Origin of the sequence: Agrobacterium sp. S7/73, assembly GCF_019355535.1 — a bacterium.
In the GTDB taxonomy this organism is placed as follows: domain Bacteria; phylum Pseudomonadota; class Alphaproteobacteria; order Rhizobiales; family Rhizobiaceae; genus Agrobacterium; species Agrobacterium tumefaciens.
The window spans coordinates 2,941,628-2,962,587 of the sequence record NZ_CP072136.1; the positions used below are offsets into that span (position 1 = coordinate 2,941,628).

At 60.0% G+C, this 20,960-nt stretch carries 18 protein-coding genes and 1 other RNA gene; 14 read left to right on the forward strand and 5 right to left on the reverse strand.

Annotated features, from left to right (window positions below):
* Positions 1–963 carry an NAD(+) diphosphatase gene (gene nudC, locus J5276_RS14605; RefSeq protein ID WP_112154843.1) on the reverse strand — a complete coding sequence of 321 codons (963 nt, stop codon included), beginning with the start codon at positions 961–963 and terminating at the stop codon, positions 1–3.
* On the reverse strand, positions 963–1,391 hold the full coding sequence (locus J5276_RS14610) for an HIT family protein (RefSeq protein ID WP_161986907.1): 429 nt from the start codon (positions 1,389–1,391) through the stop codon (positions 963–965). Before J5276_RS14610 ends, nudC begins: the two co-directional genes overlap by 1 nt.
* A 65-nt stretch (positions 1,392–1,456) precedes the next feature.
* Between J5276_RS14610 and ffs the strand changes: the two genes are divergently transcribed.
* The 3 genes from ffs (at position 1,457) to J5276_RS14625 (ending at position 3,944) form a co-directional block, all read left to right on the forward strand.
* Positions 1,457–1,553: signal recognition particle sRNA small type (ffs, locus tag J5276_RS14615), an RNA gene on the forward strand.
* A 162-nt stretch (positions 1,554–1,715) separates the two neighbouring features.
* Complete coding sequence (locus tag J5276_RS14620; protein WP_065688452.1) at positions 1,716–3,593, forward strand: DNA polymerase III subunit gamma/tau; 1,878 nt, start codon at positions 1,716–1,718, stop codon at positions 3,591–3,593.
* Positions 3,594–3,620: 27 nt separating this feature from the next.
* Entirely contained in the window at positions 3,621–3,944 is a 324-nt protein-coding gene (locus J5276_RS14625) for a YbaB/EbfC family nucleoid-associated protein (protein WP_003514318.1), read from the forward strand.
* A 13-nt stretch (positions 3,945–3,957) separates the two neighbouring features.
* Here J5276_RS14625 and J5276_RS14630 read toward each other — a convergent pair whose 3' ends face one another.
* Positions 3,958–4,593 (reverse strand): MOSC domain-containing protein, encoded by a 636-nt coding sequence (locus J5276_RS14630; protein WP_065688453.1) that lies wholly within the window; start codon positions 4,591–4,593, stop codon positions 3,958–3,960.
* 37 nt (positions 4,594–4,630) lie between these two features.
* On the opposite strand from J5276_RS14630, the gene recR reads away from it, so the two are divergent.
* Together recR and J5276_RS14640 are read left to right on the forward strand one after the other, a co-directional pair.
* On the forward strand, positions 4,631–5,236 hold the full coding sequence (gene recR, locus J5276_RS14635) for a recombination mediator RecR (RefSeq protein WP_003514308.1): 606 nt from the start codon (positions 4,631–4,633) through the stop codon (positions 5,234–5,236).
* Positions 5,237–5,359: 123 nt separating this feature from the next.
* A complete protein-coding gene (locus J5276_RS14640; protein WP_370647620.1) occupies positions 5,360–6,598 on the forward strand; it encodes a lytic murein transglycosylase in 1,239 nt (412 codons plus the stop codon).
* Between the two features lie 90 nt (positions 6,599–6,688).
* Here the strand turns inward: J5276_RS14640 and J5276_RS14645 are convergent, their stop codons facing one another.
* Positions 6,689–8,317, reverse strand: a complete 1,629-nt coding sequence (locus J5276_RS14645; RefSeq protein ID WP_076843882.1) for an MFS transporter — start codon at positions 8,315–8,317, stop codon at positions 6,689–6,691.
* A gap of 287 nt (positions 8,318–8,604) precedes the next feature.
* Here J5276_RS14645 and rimP point away from each other — a divergent pair, with 287 nt between their 5' ends.
* The 9 genes from rimP to J5276_RS14690 all read left to right on the forward strand — a co-directional run bounded on the left by rimP (position 8,605) and on the right by J5276_RS14690 (position 19,815).
* Positions 8,605–9,201, forward strand: coding sequence for a ribosome maturation factor RimP (gene rimP / locus J5276_RS14650; RefSeq protein WP_003514299.1), 597 nt, complete (start codon positions 8,605–8,607; stop codon positions 9,199–9,201).
* A gap of 64 nt (positions 9,202–9,265) precedes the next feature.
* The gene (gene nusA, locus J5276_RS14655; RefSeq protein ID WP_003514298.1) at positions 9,266–10,882 is read left to right on the forward strand and encodes a transcription termination factor NusA; all 1,617 of its coding nucleotides are present in this window, start codon (positions 9,266–9,268) and stop codon (positions 10,880–10,882) included.
* Entirely contained in the window at positions 10,879–11,580 is a 702-nt protein-coding gene (locus J5276_RS14660; protein ID WP_003514297.1) for an RNA-binding protein, read from the forward strand. The genes nusA and J5276_RS14660 overlap by 4 nt, the downstream gene beginning before the upstream one ends.
* A gap of 102 nt (positions 11,581–11,682) precedes the next feature.
* Complete coding sequence (infB, locus tag J5276_RS14665) at positions 11,683–14,430, forward strand: translation initiation factor IF-2 (RefSeq protein ID WP_003514296.1); 2,748 nt, start codon at positions 11,683–11,685, stop codon at positions 14,428–14,430.
* A 75-nt stretch (positions 14,431–14,505) separates the two neighbouring features.
* Positions 14,506–14,922 carry a 30S ribosome-binding factor RbfA gene (rbfA, locus tag J5276_RS14670; RefSeq protein ID WP_003507167.1) on the forward strand — a complete coding sequence of 139 codons (417 nt, stop codon included), beginning with the start codon at positions 14,506–14,508 and terminating at the stop codon, positions 14,920–14,922.
* Between the two features lie 3 nt (positions 14,923–14,925).
* Positions 14,926–15,873, forward strand: a complete 948-nt coding sequence (gene truB / locus J5276_RS14675; RefSeq protein WP_038489324.1) for a tRNA pseudouridine(55) synthase TruB — start codon at positions 14,926–14,928, stop codon at positions 15,871–15,873.
* A gap of 163 nt (positions 15,874–16,036) precedes the next feature.
* Positions 16,037–16,306: a 30S ribosomal protein S15 gene (rpsO, locus tag J5276_RS14680; protein ID WP_003514294.1), complete on the forward strand. Its 270-nt coding sequence runs from the start codon at positions 16,037–16,039 to the stop codon at positions 16,304–16,306.
* A 269-nt stretch (positions 16,307–16,575) separates the two neighbouring features.
* Complete coding sequence (gene pnp, locus J5276_RS14685) at positions 16,576–18,723, forward strand: polyribonucleotide nucleotidyltransferase (RefSeq protein WP_003514278.1); 2,148 nt, start codon at positions 16,576–16,578, stop codon at positions 18,721–18,723.
* 75 nt (positions 18,724–18,798) lie between these two features.
* Complete coding sequence (locus J5276_RS14690; protein WP_003514275.1) at positions 18,799–19,815, forward strand: class I SAM-dependent methyltransferase; 1,017 nt, start codon at positions 18,799–18,801, stop codon at positions 19,813–19,815.
* A gap of 15 nt (positions 19,816–19,830) precedes the next feature.
* Here J5276_RS14690 and J5276_RS14695 read toward each other — a convergent pair whose 3' ends face one another.
* Positions 19,831–20,775, reverse strand: a complete 945-nt coding sequence (locus J5276_RS14695) for an AEC family transporter (protein ID WP_013635221.1) — start codon at positions 20,773–20,775, stop codon at positions 19,831–19,833.
* Positions 20,776–20,960: the final 185 nt, after the last annotated feature.

Here is a 20,960-nt window from a genome sequence, read left to right on the forward strand (position 1 = left end):
TCATTTCGTCCATTCCACCCAGTCGCGCATCAGCCGGTGCGCGATGGCACCGCCCGGAGGCGCGGAAAAGCCCTCGCCCGCAGCAGCCTCCAGCATCGTGGCAACCTCCGCCCGCGTGAACCAGCGGCAATCCTCCAGCTCGATCTCATCGCGGGAAATATCGAACGAGAGAGCCTCGGCATAACAGCCGATCATCAGCGTGTGCGGCATCGGCCAGGGCTGGGAAGCGTGATAGCGCACGCGGCCGATTTCGACGCCGGATTCTTCATGCGTCTCGCGGCGCACGGCCTGCTCGATCGTTTCGCCCGGCTCCACGAAACCGGCGAGGCAGGAATACATGCCCGGCGCAAAATGCGCGCCGCGTCCGAGCAGGCAAAGATCGCGCTCGATATCGATCGTCATCATGATGACAACGGGATCGGTTCGGGGAAAAATAGTGTGATTGCAGGCGGCGCATATGCGCTTGTAGCCGCCGATACGCAATTCCATCGTGCCGCCGCACCGTCCGCAGAAGCGGTTGTCGGCATTCCAGTGCGTAAGGCTGACAGCCTGGGCAACCTCGCTCAACAATTCCTCATCGAGAAGATGATCGCGATAAAGGGTGCGGGCATCGGCCAGCTTGTAGTGGCTCTCGAGCGTGTCTTCCGTGACGGCCACCGGCACCGCAATTCTCGGTTCGCCGGTTTCGCGGTATCCAAGCAGAACGGCATTGTCGAAATCCGGCTGCAATTCCGCCAGCTCATAGGCGGAAAACAGGGGATCTATGACCTGCTCGTCATGTTTCAGGACAAGCCGGTTGCCGGAGAAGGCAAAAATATGGGTGCCATCGACTTTCAGCGCATCGGCAACGCAGTCTTCCGTCCGCTTTTCGGCGAATCGGTTGAGGGCGTTGTTGGAAAAGGCTGTCAGCAGGCTTGCTTCGGGATGGGGAGCAGTGGTTTCGAAAATAGTCATTGATATCATCAGAGCGCGCCGGATATTTTTTTCATCAAGGATTCCTTTTCGCCCGGGCCATATGGCACTGGCGTCCCGTGACCCCAGATTGGGCCGGGCCAGCAGGTGTCGCCTTCGTTGCGGGCGATAATATGGACGTGAAGTTGCCGGACGATATTGCCCAGCGCGCCGACATTGATCTTGGTGGCCCCGGTAACGTCCTTCAGCGCGGAGGCGACGAGGTTGGTCTCGAACGTCAGCACGGCCTGATCGAGCGGAGTAAGATCGAACAGCTCGCTGGCGCCGCCTCTCTGTGGCACCAGCACCAGCCAAGGCCAGCGGCTGTCGTTCTGCAAACGCAGCTCGCATAGTCCCAAACGCATTACAAGCGCACTGTCGCGCGCCAGCCTGTCGTCCAGCCGGAATGTCTCCAAGGCGTCCTCCATGTTTGTTTTCATTGTGATAGCAGTTTTTTGAAGGCTTGGCTTGCATTTGCTTTCGATATTGCCGATATGTGGCCCCGGGAGGTTGGTGGTGGACGAGCCACTCGCCAACCGGGTCAGGTCCGGAAGGAAGCAGCCCTAACGAGCCAGGCACGGGTCGCCGTGCCAGCCTCCCACCCTTTTTAAATTCCGCTCAGCTTTCGCCGGGCCGGTTCAGCCTGAAAGCGGCCCCTGCGTATCGGCATGATGTGCAGACTTTAGAGGAATAGAGCGTGCCTGATGCGTCCAATGGGACGCACGGCGCTCTAGGACAAACTGGCAAAATAAACTGGCGAGGCGATGAGCGACACCTTACCCACCACATCAAGCGAATCCCAGGGCGGGACCGGCTACCGGGTACTGGCACGCAAATATCGTCCGAAGGATTTTTCCGATCTGATGGTCGGCCAGGAGCCGATGGTCCGCACGCTGACGAATGCGTTCGAGACCGGCCGCATCGCGCAGGCCTATATGCTGACCGGCGTTCGCGGTGTGGGCAAGACGACCACCGCGCGTATTCTTGCCCGTGCGCTGAACTACAAGACCGACACCATCGACAAACCGACCATCGACCTGCGTATCCCCGGCGAACATTGTCAGGCGATCATGGAAGGCCGTCATGTCGACGTGATCGAGATGGACGCCGCCTCCCATACCGGTATTGACGACATTCGCGAGATCATCGAGCAGGTGCGTTACCGCCCGGTTTCGGCGCGCTATAAAGTCTATATCATCGACGAAGTGCACATGCTCTCGACGCAGGCCTTCAACGGTCTTCTAAAGACGTTGGAAGAGCCGCCGGAGCATGTGAAATTCATCTTCGCAACCACTGAAATCCGCAAGGTTCCGATCACCGTGCTGTCGCGGTGCCAGCGCTTCGACCTGCGCCGCATCAGCGCCGCCGATCTCGTCGGCCTGTTCACTGCCATTGCCGGCAAGGAAGGTTTCGAGGCCGAACCGCAGGCGCTCTCAATGATTGCCCGCGCGGCTGAGGGTTCCGCCCGTGACGGTCTTTCCCTGCTCGATCAGGCGATCGCCCATGGCGGCGGACGCGTGGAAGCCGAGGCGGTGCGCGGCATGCTGGGTCTTGCCGACCGGGCGCGCATCGTCGATCTTTTCCAGCACATCATCAAAGGCGATGTCGCGGCGGCACTTTCGGAATTCAACGGTCAATACGAGGCAGGCGCCAACCCCGTCGTCGTGCTGAACGACCTTGCCGATTTCACTCACCTCGTCACCCGCATGAAATATGTGCCGGATGCGGCGGAAGATCCCTCGCTGTCCGAGATCGAACGCGTGCGTGGCGCGGAATTTGCCGAGACAATCGCCGTGACTGCGCTGTCGCGTATCTGGCAGATGCTGCTCAAGGGTATTCCGGAAACTGAAAATGCCTCACGTCCTGCGGGTGCGGCCGAAATGGTGTTGATCCGCCTTTCGCACGCCGCCAATCTTCCGGCACCGGAAGACGCGGCGCGACGCCTGCTCGAACTTTCCAACAGCGATGGCGGCTATTCCAATGGCGCGCCTTCGGGTGGCGGCAATGGCGGAGGTGCGCGGGCCTATTCCTCAGGACAGACAGTGGCCGCAGGAAGACCTGTGGAGCTTTCCGCCCAGAGGCCGGCAAGCTCGCAGCCTTCGACCATGCTGCGCGCCGTGCCTGACAGCCGCCCGCAGGAAATGCAGGTCGCGGCACCAAAAACCGAAGAACGGCCGGAGCCGAAGGTTCCCGTCAACTCTCTTCAGGACATTGCCGACCTGTGCCAGAAAAATCGCGATCCCGTCATGCGGGCGAAGGTTCGCAACTTCGTGCGGCTGGTGCGGCTGGAGCCGGGCCGGCTCGACATGCGCCTCGGCGATGGCGCACCCGGATCGCTCCCCGGCGAGCTTGGTGTGAAGCTGAAAGAGTGGACCGGTATCCACTGGATCGTCAGCCTTAGCAAGGAACAGGGTCAGCCGACGCTGGTTGAAGCAGAGGGCAGTGCGCGCGACGCCCGCCTCGTGGATGCGAGGCAGGACCCTGACGTTGCAGCCATTCTTCAACAGTTTCCAGGTGCTAAAATCACCGACGTGCGCATTCGCGTCACCCAGCAGGACGAGCCGGACGAGATCGCCCCGCCGCCTTCGGTTGCCGAATCGAGCGAGGGCGACATCCTTCCCGGCGACGACATCGAATTTTAATACATAACAAAAACAGGAGTTTGGCACATGCGCGACATCATGGGCATGATGGGCAAGGTCAAGGAAATGCAGGCCAAGATGGAAAAGATGCAGGCGGATATCGCCGCGCTTGAAGTCGAAGGCAAGTCCGGTGGCGGTCTCGTCACCGTGAAGCTGAATGGCAAGGGCAGCCTGCTGGGCCTGAAGATCGATCCGTCTCTCTTCAAGGAAGACGACGTCGAAATTCTCGAAGACCTGATCGTCGCCGCCCACAATGACGCCAAGGAGCGCGCCGAGGCCATCACCGCTGAAAAGACCAAGGAAATCACGGCTGGCCTGCCGATCCCGCCCGGCATGAAGCTGCCGTTCTGATATTCTTACGAATTCAGACTTCCAGCATGGCGCGGAACCGGCTCGCAAGCGGGGTGCCGAGATATGCGGCACGTTCGTCCCTGGTAAGCTGCATGGGGCGGAAGCGCTGGAGAATGACCGGTATGGGCAGTTTCGTTCCCTGATAGGGTTCGAAAGCAATGCCTTCACCGGCGCTGAGCATTCCACCTTTCAGAACCCGGCAATAAACGCCCGGCTGACCCGCCTGCCGAAAACGCGGCGCGAAGCCGGGATCGCCGAGCCGGGTTGACAGGGTGGCGCAGGGAATGCGGGCGGCGGTCACTTCCAGCACCACTTCCTCGGCTGAAAACCTGTCGCCGACATGCAGTTTTGCACTATCGACACCTTCCAGAACCAGATTTTCGCCGAAAAATCCGGGCTCAACCACAAAACCCAGCGTACGCGACCAGAAATCGAGATCCGCGGAGCCCATGGCGTAGATCGCCTGATCCGGCCCGCCGTGATGTTTACGATTGCAGACAGCGTCGCTGACAATGCCTTGCGCATCGACCATCACCGCGCCCTGCACGGCATGTTTGAAAATACCCGTCTTCGCCGTCTTTCCCGGCAAGGCCTTCGCCTCGCCCCGGCACACTGCCCGTATTTTCATGGACTGCCCTTCGCGCTTCATGATTCCCGTTTCCCGATTTATGCAGTAGAAAGCGCTCATGGCAAAACGAGTCACCGGTCCCGAAATCGAAAAACTGATCCAGCTGCTTGCAAAAGTACCGGGGCTTGGGCCTCGCTCGGCGCGGCGGGCGGCGCTGCATCTCATCAAGAAGAAGGAACAGCTTCTTGGACCGCTGGGCCACGCGATGGGTGAAGCCTATGACAAGGTGAAGATCTGCTCGTGCTGCGGCAATGTCGATACCATCGATCCCTGCACGGTCTGCGCCGATGATAGACGTGACCAGTCGGTCATCATCGTGGTAGAAGACGTGTCGGATCTGTGGGCGCTGGAGCGAGCAGGCGCCATGAATACCGCCTATCATGTGCTTGGTGGCACGCTGTCGCCGCTCGATGGCGTCGGGCCGGAAGATCTGAACATCAAGGGACTGATCGATCGCGTCAGCGCCGGCGGTATTCGCGAGCTCATCATCGCCGTCAATGCGACGGTGGAGGGACAGGCAACAGCCCATTATATCACCGACCGCCTGGCCGATCTCGGCATCAAGATCACCCGGCTTGCGCATGGCGTGCCTGTTGGCGGCGAGCTGGACTATCTCGATGAGGGCACATTGACGGCGGCGCTGCGCGCTCGCACAACGATCTGACGCCTTCTTTCCCTGTCCGTCACTCGAAGAGGAGACCGAATGCGAAACCGATTTGATTCTTTGTTTTGGCGCATTTCCAGACGGAAAACCGGCCTCCACTTTTCCTGGAAAAGCCTCAAGGCATTGGCCGCCATTCTTTCCGTTTTTTCAGCAACGGACGCTCTGGCGCAATCCGCGCCGACAGGTGCCGCTGCTGCCCGGTACGATGCCGATTTCAATGCATGGCTGAAAAAGGAAATCTGGCCGGAAGCGCGCAAGGCGGGAATTTCGCAAAAGACGCTGGAGGCTGCGCTGAGCGGCCTTTCCATCAACTGGAGTCTGCCTGATCTCGTCATCCCCGGCCAGAAGCCGCCGAAGGAACAGAGCCAGAGCCAGGCCGAATTTTCATCGCCCGGCGCTTATTTCTCCGAAAAAAGATTGCAGGGGCTTGCCGCCACCGGCCGCTCTCTGGCCGCGACGCATGCCGCCACCCTTCGCCGGATCGAAGCCAAATATGGCGTGCCCGGCGATGTCGTCGTGGCGATCTGGGGCCGCGAATCCGGTTTCGGCCGTGCGAAACTGCCGCATTCGGTTGTCGATGTGCTGGCGACGAAAGCCTATATGTCGACCCGCAAGGAGATGTTCCGCACCGAGCTGATCGATGCGCTGAAGATCGTCGAAAGCGGCGATATTGCGGCCTCGCGCATGATGGGGTCCTGGGCAGGCGCGCTCGGTCAGCCGCAATTCATGCCGTCGAGCTATCTCAAATATGCCGTTGATTTCGATGGCGACGGCCACCGCGATATCTGGAACTCCGTGCCGGACGCATTGGCATCCATAGCTAACTATCTTTCGCAGAGAGGCTGGCAAAGGGATCGCGACTGGGGCTTCGAAGTGTCTATACCCGGCAACGTCTCCTGCGCCCAGGAAGGCCCGGATCTTGCCCGGCCGGTGAGTGCGTGGGCGAAGATGGGGATCACCCGCATTTCCGGAAAGGCCTTTCCATCCAATGACCTCTCCGCCGACGGCATGATGCTTGTGCCGGCCGGGCGGCACGGGCCGGAATTCGTGGTGACGCCGAATTTCTACGTCATCAAGGAATACAATAATTCCGATCTCTACGCGCTGTTCATCGGCAATCTCGCCGACCGCATCTCCCATGGGGCGGGGCCGTTCAAGGGCGAATGGGGCAATGTCGGATCGATGTTGCGCTCCGACGTTCTTGCCATGCAGAAGGCACTGGTCGCCAAGGGCTATGATGTCGGCAAGGCGGACGGGCTGGCCGGCTTCAAGACACGCCGGTCACTGGGCGACTGGCAGGCGAAAAACGGACTGTCACCGACCTGCTTTCCCGATGCTACGCTGAAAGCGAAGCTGAAATAGCAGCTTACTGGCGACGTGTGAAAACCTCTCCTCCGTCATGCGCGGGCTTGTCCCGAGCATGACGTCACCACTACTTAGCCCTATCGTCTCTCAATGCTGGTCCGTATGCGGCTTGTGGAAGATATCGTCGGTCGGCGGAATGGTTTGCCGCTCGATCATCCGGTGCACGCGGGGCCGTGTCTTGCCGCGATGAAGGGCCAGCAGCCGGTCCCAGGCTTCCGCATCCGCCTGAGTGCGGCGGTGGTTGTGGCGGACATATTCCACCCATGTCAGTACATGGTAGCTTTCCGTCCAGATATCTGGATTTTCCAGATCACGCATCAGGTTCCAGTTGCGCGCGCCATCGCGCAGACGGATGCGGCGACGCTCGGCCATCAACGGCAGGAATTCGCCGAGATCCTCGTCATGAATTTCATAGTCTATGAGAATGGCAATCGGCCCGCTGCGCGGCTTGATATCGAGCCTTAGCGGCGGCTCGACGAAACGGTTGAGCGGATCGAGATTGAGTGAAGCAAAAGCGGGCATGGCGAGTTTGAGGCCGACGACGACGCCCAGCAGCATCAGCACGCACGAACCGAGAAGCGAATAGGAAATACCGTAATCTTCCGCCAGCTCGCCCCACAGCCAACTGCCGACGGCAATGCCGCCGAAGGTCAGCGTCTGGTAAAGCGACAGCGCCCGGCCCACCACCCAGCGCGGGGCAGAAAGCTGGACGATGGTATTGAACAGGGAAAGCGCCAGAACCCAGCAGGCACCGGCAATAGTCAAAACAAGCGAGGTTACGATCGCGTTCGTGCTGACCGCCGTCACGCCGGAACTGAAGGCGAAGCCCAAAAAGGCGACACGTACGATCCATTCGCTGGACAGAACCTCGCGAAGTCTGGCGCTGACGAGCGCGCCGCCGATAGCGCCGACGCCGAACGCACCCAGCATGACGCCGTAGGTCAACGGGCCACCCTCGACCAGATCGCGGGCAACGATCGGCATCAGCGCCAGGATGGCGCTGGCGGAAAGTCCGAAGAGAAAGCCACGCACCAGAACCTTGCCGATATTCGGCGACATCGCCACATAACGCATCCCGGCCGATATGGCGGCAAGAAGCTGCTCGCGCGGCAAGGTTGAGGCATATTTGGGCGGCTGCCAGCGAACCAGCGCGTAGATGAGGGCGAAATAGCTGAGCGCGTTCACGAAAAACGCAGCCGCAGCGCCAGCGGCAGCGACGATGATGCCGCCGATCGCAGGACCGACGCTGCGGGTGATGTTGAAGCCCACGCTGTTCAGTGTCACGGCGGCGGGCAGATCCTCACGCGGCACCATTTCGCCGACGGACGCCTGCCAAGACGGATTGTTGAGCGCCGTGCCACAGCCGATCATGAAGGTGAAGAAGAGCAGCAACCACGGAGTGAGCCAGCCGGACCAGGCAAAAACCGTCAGCAGCACGGAAGCCGTCAGCATCAGGATCTGAGCGGAAATCATGATGCGGCGGCGGTCGAAACTATCGGCCAGTGCGCCTGAAATCAGCGAAAACATCATGATCGGCAGCGAGGTGGAGGCCTGTACCAGCGCTATCATGTTTTCGGAACTCGACAGCGAGGTCATCATCCACGCGGCGCCAACCGCCTGGATCAGACCGCCGAAATTCGAGGCAAGGCTCGCGATCCAGATTCGTCTGTAAGTCAAATGCCTTAAAGGCGCGAGTGGCGATTTACGGTCAGGCACGATCAGTCCACTTGATGCAACTGCGATTTGTCAAACGGCAACTATAGACAGTGCCGGAAATCATGCCACCCTTTCCGACACGGTGAAGGTGAAAATGTGGCCGCAGCCGTGACTGAAGCGCCCTGCCCGCGAAAACCTTGCAATCCTGCCCTGATGGGTCTATATGACCTTTGAAATTCTTGATCGCTTGATGAAGAGTGGGGCCGCAAGGCTCCGCTCTTTTTCGTTAGGCGAACCGGAAACCACGGGCTGAGCGCCCGGTGAAAATCTAAAGACCGGAAGGCCAGATGGCAGACACCGTACATGAACCGCGACTGATAACCGAAACGGGAATCGACCAGCGCATCGCCGAAATCATCGAGCCTGTTTTGACGGGCATGGGATATCTTCTGGTGCGCGTGCGGCTCTCCAACCAGAACGGCATGACCCTGCAGGTGATGGCCGAGCGGGAAGACGGCACCATGACCGTCGAGGGCTGCGAAGCCGTGTCAATGGCGATTTCACCGGTTCTTGATGTGGAAGATCCGGTCGATAAGGCGTATCATCTCGAAGTTTCCTCGCCCGGCATCGACCGGCCGATGGTTCGCAAGTCGGATTTCACCCGTTGGCAGGGCCATCTGGTGAAGGCCGAAACCTCCATTCTGGTCGAAAACCGCAAGCGGTTTCGCGGCAAGATCGTCGAGGTGGATGCGGACGGCTTCAAGCTGGAACGCGACCAGATCGCCTATGGCGACGAACCGACAGTCACCATTCCGTTCAGCGCGCTTTCAGATGCGAAGCTCATTCTGACGGACGACCTTATTCGTGATGCGCTGCGGGCAGACAAGGCGGCAAAGGCCGCCGCCGCAAACCAGAACGACGAAAACGAAGCAGACGAAGACTAATTCCAACGTAAAAGCCCGGAAAACGGGTGATCCCCGCAATTATGCGACTTACGGAGACAAAAAAATGGCAGTGAGTGCTAACCGGCTTGAGCTTCTGCAGATCGCCGACGCTGTGGCGCGCGAAAAGGTCATCGACCGCGAAATCGTGCTTGCCGCAATGGCCGACGCTATCCAGAAAGCCGCCCGCTCGCGCTATGGTTCGGAAACCAACATTCGCGCCGACATCAACTCCAAGACCGGCGAAATCCGCCTGCAGCGTCTTCTGGAAGTGGTAGAGACGGCCGAAGACTATTCGACCCAGATTCCGCTCGAACTTGCCCGCGACCGCAACCCGGACGCCAAGCTCGGCGATTTCATCGCCGATCCGCTGCCGCCGATGGATTTCGGCCGTATCGCCGCACAGTCCGCCAAGCAGGTCATCGTTCAGAAGGTGCGCGAAGCAGAACGCGACCGTCAGTATGACGAGTTCAAGGATCGCATCGGCGAAATCGTCAACGGCACCGTCAAGCGCGTCGAGTACGGCAATGTCATCGTCGATCTGGGCCGTGGCGAAGGCATCATCCGTCGCGACGAGATGATTCCGCGGGAAAACATGCGTTATGGCGACCGTGTACGCGCTTACGTCTACGACGTTCGCCGCGAGCAGCGTGGCCCGCAGATTTTCCTGTCGCGTACACATCCGCAGTTCATGGTGAAGCTGTTCACCATGGAAGTTCCTGAAATCTACGACGGCATCATCCAGATCAAGTCGGTTGCCCGTGACCCCGGTTCGCGCGCCAAGATCGCCGTCATCTCGAACGACTCGTCGATCGATCCGGTCGGCGCCTGCGTCGGTATGCGCGGTTCGCGCGTTCAGGCCGTTGTCGGCGAATTGCAAGGCGAAAAGATCGACATCATTCCGTGGAGCCAGGAGCCGGCATCCTTCATCGTCAACGCTCTGCAGCCCGCTGAAGTGGCCAAGGTCGTTCTGGATGAAGAATCCGAACGCATCGAAGTTGTGGTTCCCGACGAGCAGCTTTCGCTCGCCATCGGCCGCCGCGGCCAGAACGTACGTCTGGCATCGCAGCTGACCGGCTGGGATATCGACATCATGACCGAGCAGGAAGAATCCGAGCGTCGCCAGAAGGAATTCAACGAGCGCACGGCACTCTTCATGGACGCCCTCGACGTTGACGAGATGGTTGGTCAGGTTCTGGCTTCCGAAGGCTTCGCGCAGGTTGAAGAACTTGCCTATGTCGATCTTGGCGAAATTTCCTCGATCGACGGCTTCGACGATGACACCGCCGATGAAATCCAGACCCGCGCCCGCGAATATCTGGAACGCCTGGAAGCCGAAATGGACGCCAAGCGCAAGGAACTCGGCGTTGCCGACGAGCTGCGCCAGATCGAAGGCCTGACCTCGCAGATGATGGTTGCCCTTGGTGAAGACGGTATCAAGACCATCGAGGACTTTGCCGGTTGCGCCGCAGACGATCTGGTCGGCTGGAGCGAACGCAAGGACGGCGAGACGAAGAAGTTCGAAGGCATCTTCTCCAAGCTCGACGTATCGCGCGTCGAAGCTGAGAACATGGTTGTGCAGGCCCGTCTTCTGGCAGGCTGGATCACGGCTGAGGATCTGGCTTCCGAAGAGGAAGTCGATGCGGAAGCTACTGAGGAGGCGGATACCGCCGAACAGGAATGACATCGCAGGTGCATGAGCCGGACGAGCTGCCCGAAACCGATGAGGACGGGCGGCTGGAAGGCAACGTCAATGGACGTATGTGCATTGTGACAAGGCAGAGCGGATCTCCAGACGAGTTGATCCGCTTCGTCGCAGGGCCGGACGGCAACGTCGTTCCGGACCTGAAACGCCAATTGCCGGGGCGCGGATGCTGGGTAAAGCCGGAGCGCGCCCTGATAGAGAAAGCCATCGCGAAGAAGATCTTCGCACGGGCACTCAAACGCGACGTCAAGGCCGGGCCGGAGCTTCTCGCTCTTCTCGACCGGCTGATGTCGCAGCAACTTGCCGGAATGATGAACATGGCGCGCAAGGCGGGTCAGTTCATCAGCGGCGCGACGAAAGTCGATGCCGCCGTCCGTTCGGGGAATGCGATTGCCGTGTTCCACGCAACTGATGCCGCAGCAGACGGCGTGCGAAAACTGGACCAGGCCCGCAAGGCCTGGGAGCTCGGCAGCGATGCCGGCAATGAAATTCCGTCCTTCCGGCTCTTTAGCGAAGCCGAAATGGACGAGTTGATGGGCCAGAATGCTTTTATCCATGCTTGCGCGCTTGCGGGGCAGGCGGGTGAGGGTGTAGTGAAGCGCGCAAAGATGCTTAAGCAGTACCGCCTTGGCGGTCAGCCTGAGGCGGAACGCGACGCTGCCCGGACAGTACAATGACGCGGTTGCCAAACATGAACGGCCGCCGCGTTCCGATGCAGCAATTGAACGACGAGACCTGATGGATGTCATCCGGTTCTCGTCCGTAGGAACGGGAACGGAATGACCGACAACAACGACGACAAGACACTCAATGCGCCGGCCAAGAAGACTCTTACCCTGAAACCGGGCGGGATGAATCAGGGCACCGTGCGGCAGGACATGGGTCGAGGTCGCACCAACGCGGTTGTCGTGGAAACACGCAAGCGCCGCCCCCTGCGTCCCGAAGACGAGAAGCCGGTTCAGCCTGTCGTGGCGGCAGCTCCGGCGCCGAAGCCGGCAGCGCCTGCCCCTTCGGCACCGCGTCCGCAGGCCCCACAGCAACGCATTCAACAGCCGAGCAACCAACAGCAGCGTCCGGGTTCTTCCCATTCGCAGCAGCGCCCCGGCTCGTCCGCACCGCAGCAGCGCCAGCCTGACCGTCCGCGTGGCAACGTTCTGCACGACCTGTCCGCAGGCGAGATGGAAGCCCGCCGCCGTGCGCTGATAGAAGCGCAGGCTCGCGATGTTATCGAAGCCAAGCAGCGCGCCGAAGACGAAGCCCGCCGCAAGGTGGAAGAAGAACAACGCATCGCCGCTGAAAAGATCGAAGCCGAAAACCGCGCTGCCGAAGAGGCTGCTGCGGCAAAGATCGCTGCGAGCCAGCCTGTTACGGAAGCGAAATCCGATCTGTCCGGCGAAAAGCCGGCTGCGGCCGCTGCGCCGGCGCCACGCGCTGACGCCCGTCCCCAGCCTGTTGCTCCCCGTTCCGCTCCCGCCACGCCCGATGCCGCCGCTCCCCGTGGACGCCGCACCGGTGGCGACGACGAGGACGATCGCGGCGCAGTCCGTCGTGGCAGCAGCCTTCCGGCTCGTGGCAAGGTCGTGGCTCCGGTTCCGGCCAAGCCTGCAGCCCGCCTGAAGACCGAAGAAGAGCGCCGTCGTGGCAAGCTGACCGTGACCGCCGCCAATCTGGAAGAAGATGGTACGCCGCGTGGCCGCTCGATGGCATCCATGCGCCGCCGCCAGGAGAAATTCCGTCGCAGCCAGATGCAGGAAACCCGCGAAAAGGTTCTGCGCGAAGTCATCCTGCCGGAAACCATCACCATTCAGGAACTGTCGCAGCGTATGTCCGAGCGCGCCGTTGACGTCATCAAGTTCCTGATGAAGGAAGGCCAGATGCTGAAGCCGGGCGACGTGATCGACGCCGATCTGGCGGAACTGATCGCGGTCGAATTCGGCCATACGGTCAAGCGCGTTTCCGAATCTGACGTTGAAGAGGGCCTCTTCAACAAGGCTGACGATGAAGGCGAGATGGTTTCCCGTCCGCCGGTCGTGACCATCATGGGCCACGTCGACCACGGCAAGACCTCGCTGCTCGACGCTATCCGTCAGGCGAATGTCGTTGCTGGCGAAGCCGGTGGCATCACCCAGCATATCGGCGCCTATCAGGTCGAAAAGAACGGTCAGAAGATCACCTTCATCGACACCCCCGGCCACGCCGCCTTTACGGCAATGCGTGCCCGTGGTGCGCAGGCAACCGACATCGCCGTGCTGGTTGTTGCAGCCGACGACAGCGTGATGCCGCAGACGATCGAGTCAATCAACCATGCGAAGGCGGCCGGTGTTCCGATCGTCGTTGCGATCAACAAGATCGACAAGCACGAGGCAAACCCTGAAAAGGTTCGCCAGCAGCTGCTGCAGCACGAAGTGTTCGTGGAATCGATGGGTGGTGAAGTTCTTGATGTCGAAGTGTCGGCCAAGAACAAGCTCAACCTCGACAAGCTGCTCGAAGCGATCCTGCTTCAGGCGGAAATCCTCGATCTCAAGGCGGATCCAAGCCGCACTGCGGAAGGCACGGTCATCGAAGCCGAGCTGGACCGTGGACGTGGTGCCGTCGCGACCGTTCTCGTGCAGAAGGGTACACTGAAGCCCGGCCAGATCATCGTTGCCGGCGATCAGTGGGGCCGTGTGCGCGCGCTCGTCAACGACAAGGGCGACCACGTCAAGGAAGCCGGTCCGGCCATGCCGGTCGAAATCCTCGGCCTTTCCGGTACGCCTTCGGCCGGTGACCGTTTTGCGGTTGTCGAAAACGAAGGTCGTGCTCGCGAGATCTCCGAATACCGCCAGCGTCTGGCACGCGACAAGGCTGTTGCCCGTCAGACCGGTCAGCGCGGCTCGCTGGAACAGATGATGAGCCAGTTGCAGACTTCGGGATTGAAGGAATTCCCGCTGGTCATCAAGGCGGACGTGCAAGGTTCGGTCGAAGCCATTATCGCTTCGCTCGACAAGCTCGGCACAGACGAAGTCCGCGCTCGTGTCGTTCACTCTGGTGCTGGTGCCATCACGGAATCGGATATCTCGCTTGCCGAGGCATCGAACGCCGCGATCATCGGCTTCAACGTTCGCGCCAACGCACAGGCACGTACGGCGTCCGAACGCGCCGGTATCGAAATCCGCTACTACAACATCATCTACGATCTGGTGGATGACGTGAAGGCGGCGATGTCGGGTCTGCTTTCGCCGGAACGTCGCGAGACCTTCCTCGGCAATGCCGAAATTCTCGAGGTGTTCAACATCACCAAGGTCGGTAAGGTCGCGGGTTGCCGCGTCGTCGAGGGCAAGGTGGAACGTGGTGCGGGTGTGCGTCTGGTGCGCGACAACGTCGTCATCCACGAAGGCAAGCTCAAGACCCTCAAGCGCTTCAAGGACGAAGTCAACGAAGTGCCTGTTGGTCAGGAGTGCGGTATGGCCTTCGAGAATTACGAAGACATTCGCGCCGGCGACACCATCGAGTGCTTCCGCGTCGAACACATCACGAGAACGCTCTAAGCGTCTCGCCGCAAAACAGGACTTTTCTGTCGGGCGCCGGCTTCACCGGCGCTCGCTCCGTTTGAGGCATTACCCATGGCAAAAGCTACATCATCGGCCCCTTCGCAACGCATGCTGCGTGTTGGCGAACAGGTGCGCGCCGCACTGACCCAGATTCTCCAGCGCGGCGAAGTCCGCGACGATCTGATCGAAGGCACCGTCATTTCCATTTCGGAAGTGCGCATGTCTCCCGATCTCAAGATCGCGACCGCTTACGTGACGCCGCTTGGCGTTGCGGATCATACCGACATCATCACGGCGCTCAACCGCCATGCCAAGTTCATGCGCGGCCGCCTCGGCCCGCAGCTGCGGCAGATGAAGTACATGCCGGAACTGCGTTTCCGCGACGATACGAGTTTCGACAACTACCAGAAGATCGACGCACTCCTGCGGTCACCGGAGGTGCAGCGCGATCTGGGACCTTCGAACGAAAAAGACGACGAACAGAACTGAAGCATGTCCAAACCACGCAAACAGCAGAACCGCAAACCCAAGGGCCGCCCGATTTCGGGCTGGCTCATTCTCGACAAGCCGCTCGATTTCGGCTCAACCGAAGCCGTTTCCAAGATCAAATGGCTGTTCAACGCCCAGAAGGCAGGTCACGCCGGAACGCTAGACCCCTTGGCGTCCGGCATGTTGCCGATTGCACTCGGTGACGCCACCAAGACCGTTCCTTACGTTATGGACGGCCGGAAAATCTACGAGTTTACCGTCACATGGGGTGAAGAACGCGCAACCGACGATCTGGAAGGCGAGGTTGTCAACTCCTCCGACCAGCGCCCGGACGAACAGGCGATCCGCGATATTCTGCCCAATTATACCGGCGTGATCATGCAGACGCCGCCGCAGTTTTCCGCCATCAAGATTGCCGGTGAGCGGGCCTATGATCTGGCGCGTGAAGGCGAAACGGTGGAGATTCCCGCGCGCGAGGTGGAAATTCACCGCCTGACGCTGCTCGCCTGCCCCGACGCCAGCACAGCGCATTTCGAAGTGGAATGCGGCAAGGGTACCTATGTGCGGGCGCTTGCGCGCGACATGGGCCGGGATCTCGGCTGTTTCGGTCATATTTCGCAATTGCGCCGTACCATGGTCGCGCCATTCGGCGAGGACATGATGGTACCGCTCGAAACCTTGACGGCGCTCGAAGCCATCGAAGACCGCGACGAGCGGCTTGAAGCGCTCGATGCTTTTCTGATCGACACGGCGGAAGCGCTTTCATCCCTTCCCCACCTCATCATCAATGATGATCAGGCACACCGGCTGAAGATGGGCAATCCGATCCTGCTGCGCGGTCGTGATGCGCCGGCCAATCACCCGGAGGCCTATGCCACTGCGCATGGCAAGCTCATTGCCATCGGCGAGATCGGCGAGGGCGAATTCCGGCCGAAGCGCGTTTTCGGTTGAGACGAGCCTTGAGGGGCGCCGTCAATCGCCTCTTTCAATTGTACCCGGAATAGTTTATAGGCAGCGCCAGCTTGGGCTTTGCCTATGCTGCCGAATGGCCAGAGCTGGACGACATCCCGGCTCTAGGCGTCCCATTTTTCCTTAAAATAGAAAGGATCGTCCGATGTCGATTACTGCAGAGCGCAAAGCCGCCCTCATCAAGGAATATGCAACGAACGAAGGCGACACCGGTTCTCCGGAAGTTCAGGTCGCTATTCTGACCGAGCGGATCAACAACCTGACCGGTCACTTCAAGGACCACAAGAAGGACAACCACTCCCGTCGTGGCCTTCTGACGCTGGTTTCGAGCCGCCGTTCGCTTCTCGACTATCTGAAGAAGAAGGACGAAGCCCGTTACAGCAAGCTGATCGGTGCTCTCGGCATTCGCCGCTAAAACCTTATCCGGCGGGTTTCGCAACGATACCCGCCGGTTTTTATATCTGGCCTTTTGAAGGTCATCTTCAATTTCCGGGCGTTCGCCATAGATGTGGCCCCGGACGATAAGGCAGCCCCGGATGGGCCGGTGCAGCCTTTTCAACCGCAGACCTGTCATGGGGCAGGATTGCCGGATGCTTGCACCTTGAAAGCCTCCGGCTGTCTTGCCCGTGATTGCGTCGTTCGTTGCCCCCTCGCAAGGCGGGCATACACAAACAAGGACAAGATATGTTCAATAAACACTCCGTGGAAATCGAATGGGCTGGCCGCCCGCTGAAGCTCGAGACAGGCAAGGTTGCCCGTCAGGCTGACGGCGCCGTCATCGCAACCTACGGCGAGACGATGGTTCTTGCGACGGTGGTTTCCGCAAAGTCTCCGAAGCCGGGACAGGACTTCTTCCCGCTCACCGTGAACTACCAGGAAAAGACCTACGCAGCCGGCAAGATCCCCGGCGGCTATTTCAAGCGCGAAGGCCGTCCGTCGGAAAAGGAAACGCTGGTTTCGCGCCTGATCGACCGCCCGATCCGCCCGCTGTTTCCTGAAGGCTACAAGAACGACACGCAGGTTGTCGTAACGGTCATTCAGCACGACCTCGAAAATGACCCGGACGTTCTGTCGATGGTTGCCGCATCCGCTGCGCTCACACTGTCTGGCATCCCTTTCATGGGCCCGGTCGGCGGCGCGCGCGTTGGTTACATCAACGGCGAATATGTTCTGAACCCGCATCTTGATGAGATGGATGAATCGGTTCTGGATCTGGTTGTTGCCGGCACGCAGGACGCCGTCCTGATGGTGGAGTCGGAAGCCAAGGAACTCAACGAAGACGTCATGCTCGGCGCCGTCATGTTCGGCCATCGCGGCTTCCAGCCGGTTATCGACGCGATCATCAAGCTCGCTGAAGTTGCCGCCAAGGAACCGCGCGAATTCGAACCGGAAGATTTCTCCGCGCTCGAAAACGAAATGCTCGGCCTTGCCGAAACCGAACTGCGCACCGCCTACAAGATCACCGAAAAGGCTGCCCGTTACGCTGCCGTCGACGCCGTAAAGGCGAAGGTCAAGGCTCACTTCCTGCCGGAAGAAGGCGAAGCGAAGTATAGCCCTGAAGAAATCGGCGCTGTCTTCAAGCACCTTCAGGCGAAGATCGTTCGCTGGAACGTTCTCGACACCAAGAGCCGCATCGATGGCCGCGACCTGTCGACCGTTCGTCCGATCGTTTCGGAAGTTGGCATCCTGCCGCGTACGCACGGCTCGGCGCTGTTCACCCGTGGTGAAACCCAGGCGATCGTTGTTGCGACGCTCGGCACCGGCGAAGACGAACAGTATGTCGACAGCCTGACCGGCATGTACAAGGAACGTTTCCTTCTGCATTACAACTTCCCGCCCTACTCGGTCGGTGAAACGGGCCGTATGGGTTCCCCGGGCCGTCGCGAAATCGGTCACGGCAAGCTCGCATGGCGCGCTATCCGTCCGATGCTGCCGACTGCGGAACAGTTCCCCTACACGCTGCGCGTCGTTTCCGAAATCACCGAGTCCAACGGCTCTTCGTCGATGGCAACGGTTTGCGGCACCTCGCTTGCACTGATGGACGCTGGCGTACCGCTGGCCAAGCCAGTTGCCGGTATCGCCATGGGCCTTATCCTCGAAGGCGAGCGCTTTGCGGTTCTCTCCGACATCCTGGGTGACGAAGATCACCTCGGCGACATGGACTTCAAGGTTGCAGGTACTGCCGACGGCATCACCTCGCTGCAGATGGACATCAAGATCGCCGGTATCACCGAAGAGATCATGAAGATCGCTCTGGAGCAGGCACAGGGTGGCCGCAAGCACATCCTCGGCGAAATGGCGAATGCCATCACCGAGAGCCGCGGCCAGCTTGGCGAATTCGCACCGCGCATCGAAGTGATGAACATTCCGGTCGACAAGATCCGTGAAGTCATCGGTTCGGGCGGCAAGGTCATCCGCGAAATCGTCGAAAAGACCGGCGCCAAGATCAACATCGAAGACGACGGCACCGTCAAGATCGCTTCTGCTTCCGGCAAGGAAATCGAAGCGGCCCGCAAGTGGATCCATTCGATCGTTGCAGAACCGGAAGTCGGCCAGATCTACGAAGGTACGGTCGTCAAGACCGCTGACTTCGGCGCTTTCGTCAACTTCTTCGGCGCCCGCGACGGCCTCGTTCACATCTCGCAGCTCGCTTCCGAGCGTGTCGCCAAGACCTCCGACGTCGTCAAGGAAGGCGACAAGGTCTGGGTCAAGCTTATGGGCTTCGACGAGCGTGGCAAGGTTCGCCTGTCCATGAAGGTTGTCGACCAGGCAACCGGCAAGGAAGTTGCCGCAGACAAGAAGAAGGAAGATGGCGAAGCCGCTGCCGAGTAAGGCAGCCTCGCCAGACCCTATCGAGGCGCGGGTTTTGCCCGCGCCTTTTTTCTATTCCATCTTGAGGACGCTCCAATGAGCCGTGATGCTGTTAAAACCCTTTTCCATCCCTTTGCCGCAGAGATGCTCGACTTGCCGAAAGAGGGCGAGCGCGTTCTGTTTCTGGGAGCGGAAGCCGGCCCGCGGCTAGACGGTTTTAACGCTGACATCGTCTCGGTTCAGAATTTTCGACCGCTTTACCGGGCTCTTCAGGCGCAGAACGCAGAGGTCACCCCGGATATTTCCGGCGAGGACTACGATGCGGCGTTGCTGCTTTGCGGCAAACATCGCGGCGAGAACGAAAACCGCGTCGCTGAAGCGCTCTCGCGCGTTAAGGCGGGTGGGTTGATCGTGGCGGCGGGATCGAAGGAAGACGGCATTCTGACGCTGCGCAAGACGCTGGCAAAGCTTGGCATCGAGGCGGAATCGACGCCGAAGTACCACGGCGTCGCCCTCTGGTTCAAACGGCCGGAAGACGTTGCATCTGCCGTGTCGAAACTCGCGCAACATTCCGTTACGGTTGCTGGCCGTTTCACCGCCATGCCCGGCATGTTCTCGCATGACCGCGTGGACGATGGCTCGGAGCTGCTCGCGTCGCGCCTGCCGACCGACTTCGACGGCAACGCCGCCGATTTCGGCGCAGGCTGGGGTTATCTCTCGGTCATGCTGGCGGAAAAATCGCCGCGCACGGCGCGTATCGATCTTTTCGAAGCGGACTGGAACGCGCTCGAATTCGCCAAGACCAATCTTCTTGAAAACAATCCGCGACTGACGGCGCGCTTCTTCTGGCAGGACCTTGCAAACGAGCCGCCGAAAGAAAAATACGACCTCATCATCATGAACCCGCCTTTCCACGCGGCAGGACAGGCGGCAGAACCCGCTCTCGGTCAGGCCTTTATCAAGACGGCTGCCGGCGCGCTTCGCAACGGTGGAAAGCTGCTGATGGTCGCCAATCGCGGCATGCCCTATGAGCCGGTTCTGGCGGCGGAATTCCGCACCAGCGCCGAGGTATGCCGCAACGCGCGCTTCAAGATCCTGAGCGCCCAGAAGTAAGCAATTCGAGCATCATCAGCTCAACAGCCATGCCCATAGCGACACGGAAAGAACACCGGTCGCCGTGGAAATGCTGATTGTGGAAGCCGCAACGCTATGGCCGATGCCGAAGCGGTTGGCGATCAGCCATGCATTCACCCCTGTCGGCACCGACGAGGTGAGCACGAGGGCAGCTGTCCATTCCCGGCTGAGGCCGAGAGCATGGCCCATGGCCCACACGCAGGCGGGCAGAAGCAGCAGTTTGAAAACCGTCATGGTGACGGCAATCCCCAGATTACCGCGAATGGTGTATTTCGTCAGCGCCATACCGAGCGAGATGAGCGCTGCCGGTCCCGCCATGGACGCGATCTGATCAACCACGGTCTTGAGGATGGGCGTGAGCGTCACGCCTGAAACATTGGTCGAAAGCCCGATGAAAAGTCCGATCACCAGCGGATTTGTGATGAGGTTGCGGCCGACCTGCCTGAAGACAGAAGCCATGCTGCGCTTTTCGCCGCCCACCGCCTTATGAGTGGCGTTCTCCATCAGGATGGTACCGGCAATCATCATGACCGGCAGATGGATGGCCAGCAGAATGGAGAGGGCGACCAGCCCCTCATCCCCGATGGACCGCCCTACGAGCGGCAGGCCGATGAAGATATTGTTGGCGAAGGCCGAGGATATGCCGGCTATGACGGCGATGCGACTATCCTGCTTGAAGATGTACCGCGTGACGATATGCCCAACCGTCCAGGTTACGGCCACGCCGGCGAAATAGGTCAGCCACAGCCGGAAGGGCGATGCGCCATGAAAATTCGCCTCCGCAAGAGTGCGGAAGATCAAAGTCGGCACGGCGATCTTGAACACGAAATCGCTGAGAATCTCACCGGCATCAGCTCTGAACAAGCCGGCCTTGACGGTGAGCCAGCCGATCAGGATAAGAATGAAAATCGGAGCGACGTTCGCGGCAACGGCAGACATGGAGGGAGAGCTTTCGCGGCTTTTGCGGGAGATACTCCGCTTTAGAGCCTTTTCCAAGGGAATGGAATCGCGAAAACGCTGCACCCGGATGTTTCATTCAATATGCGACGTAGCTCCGTCAGGTATTTTTGCAGAAAGCCACTCAAAACCGTTCACTGGATCAAGTGGCGCTGCGGTCGGTTTTT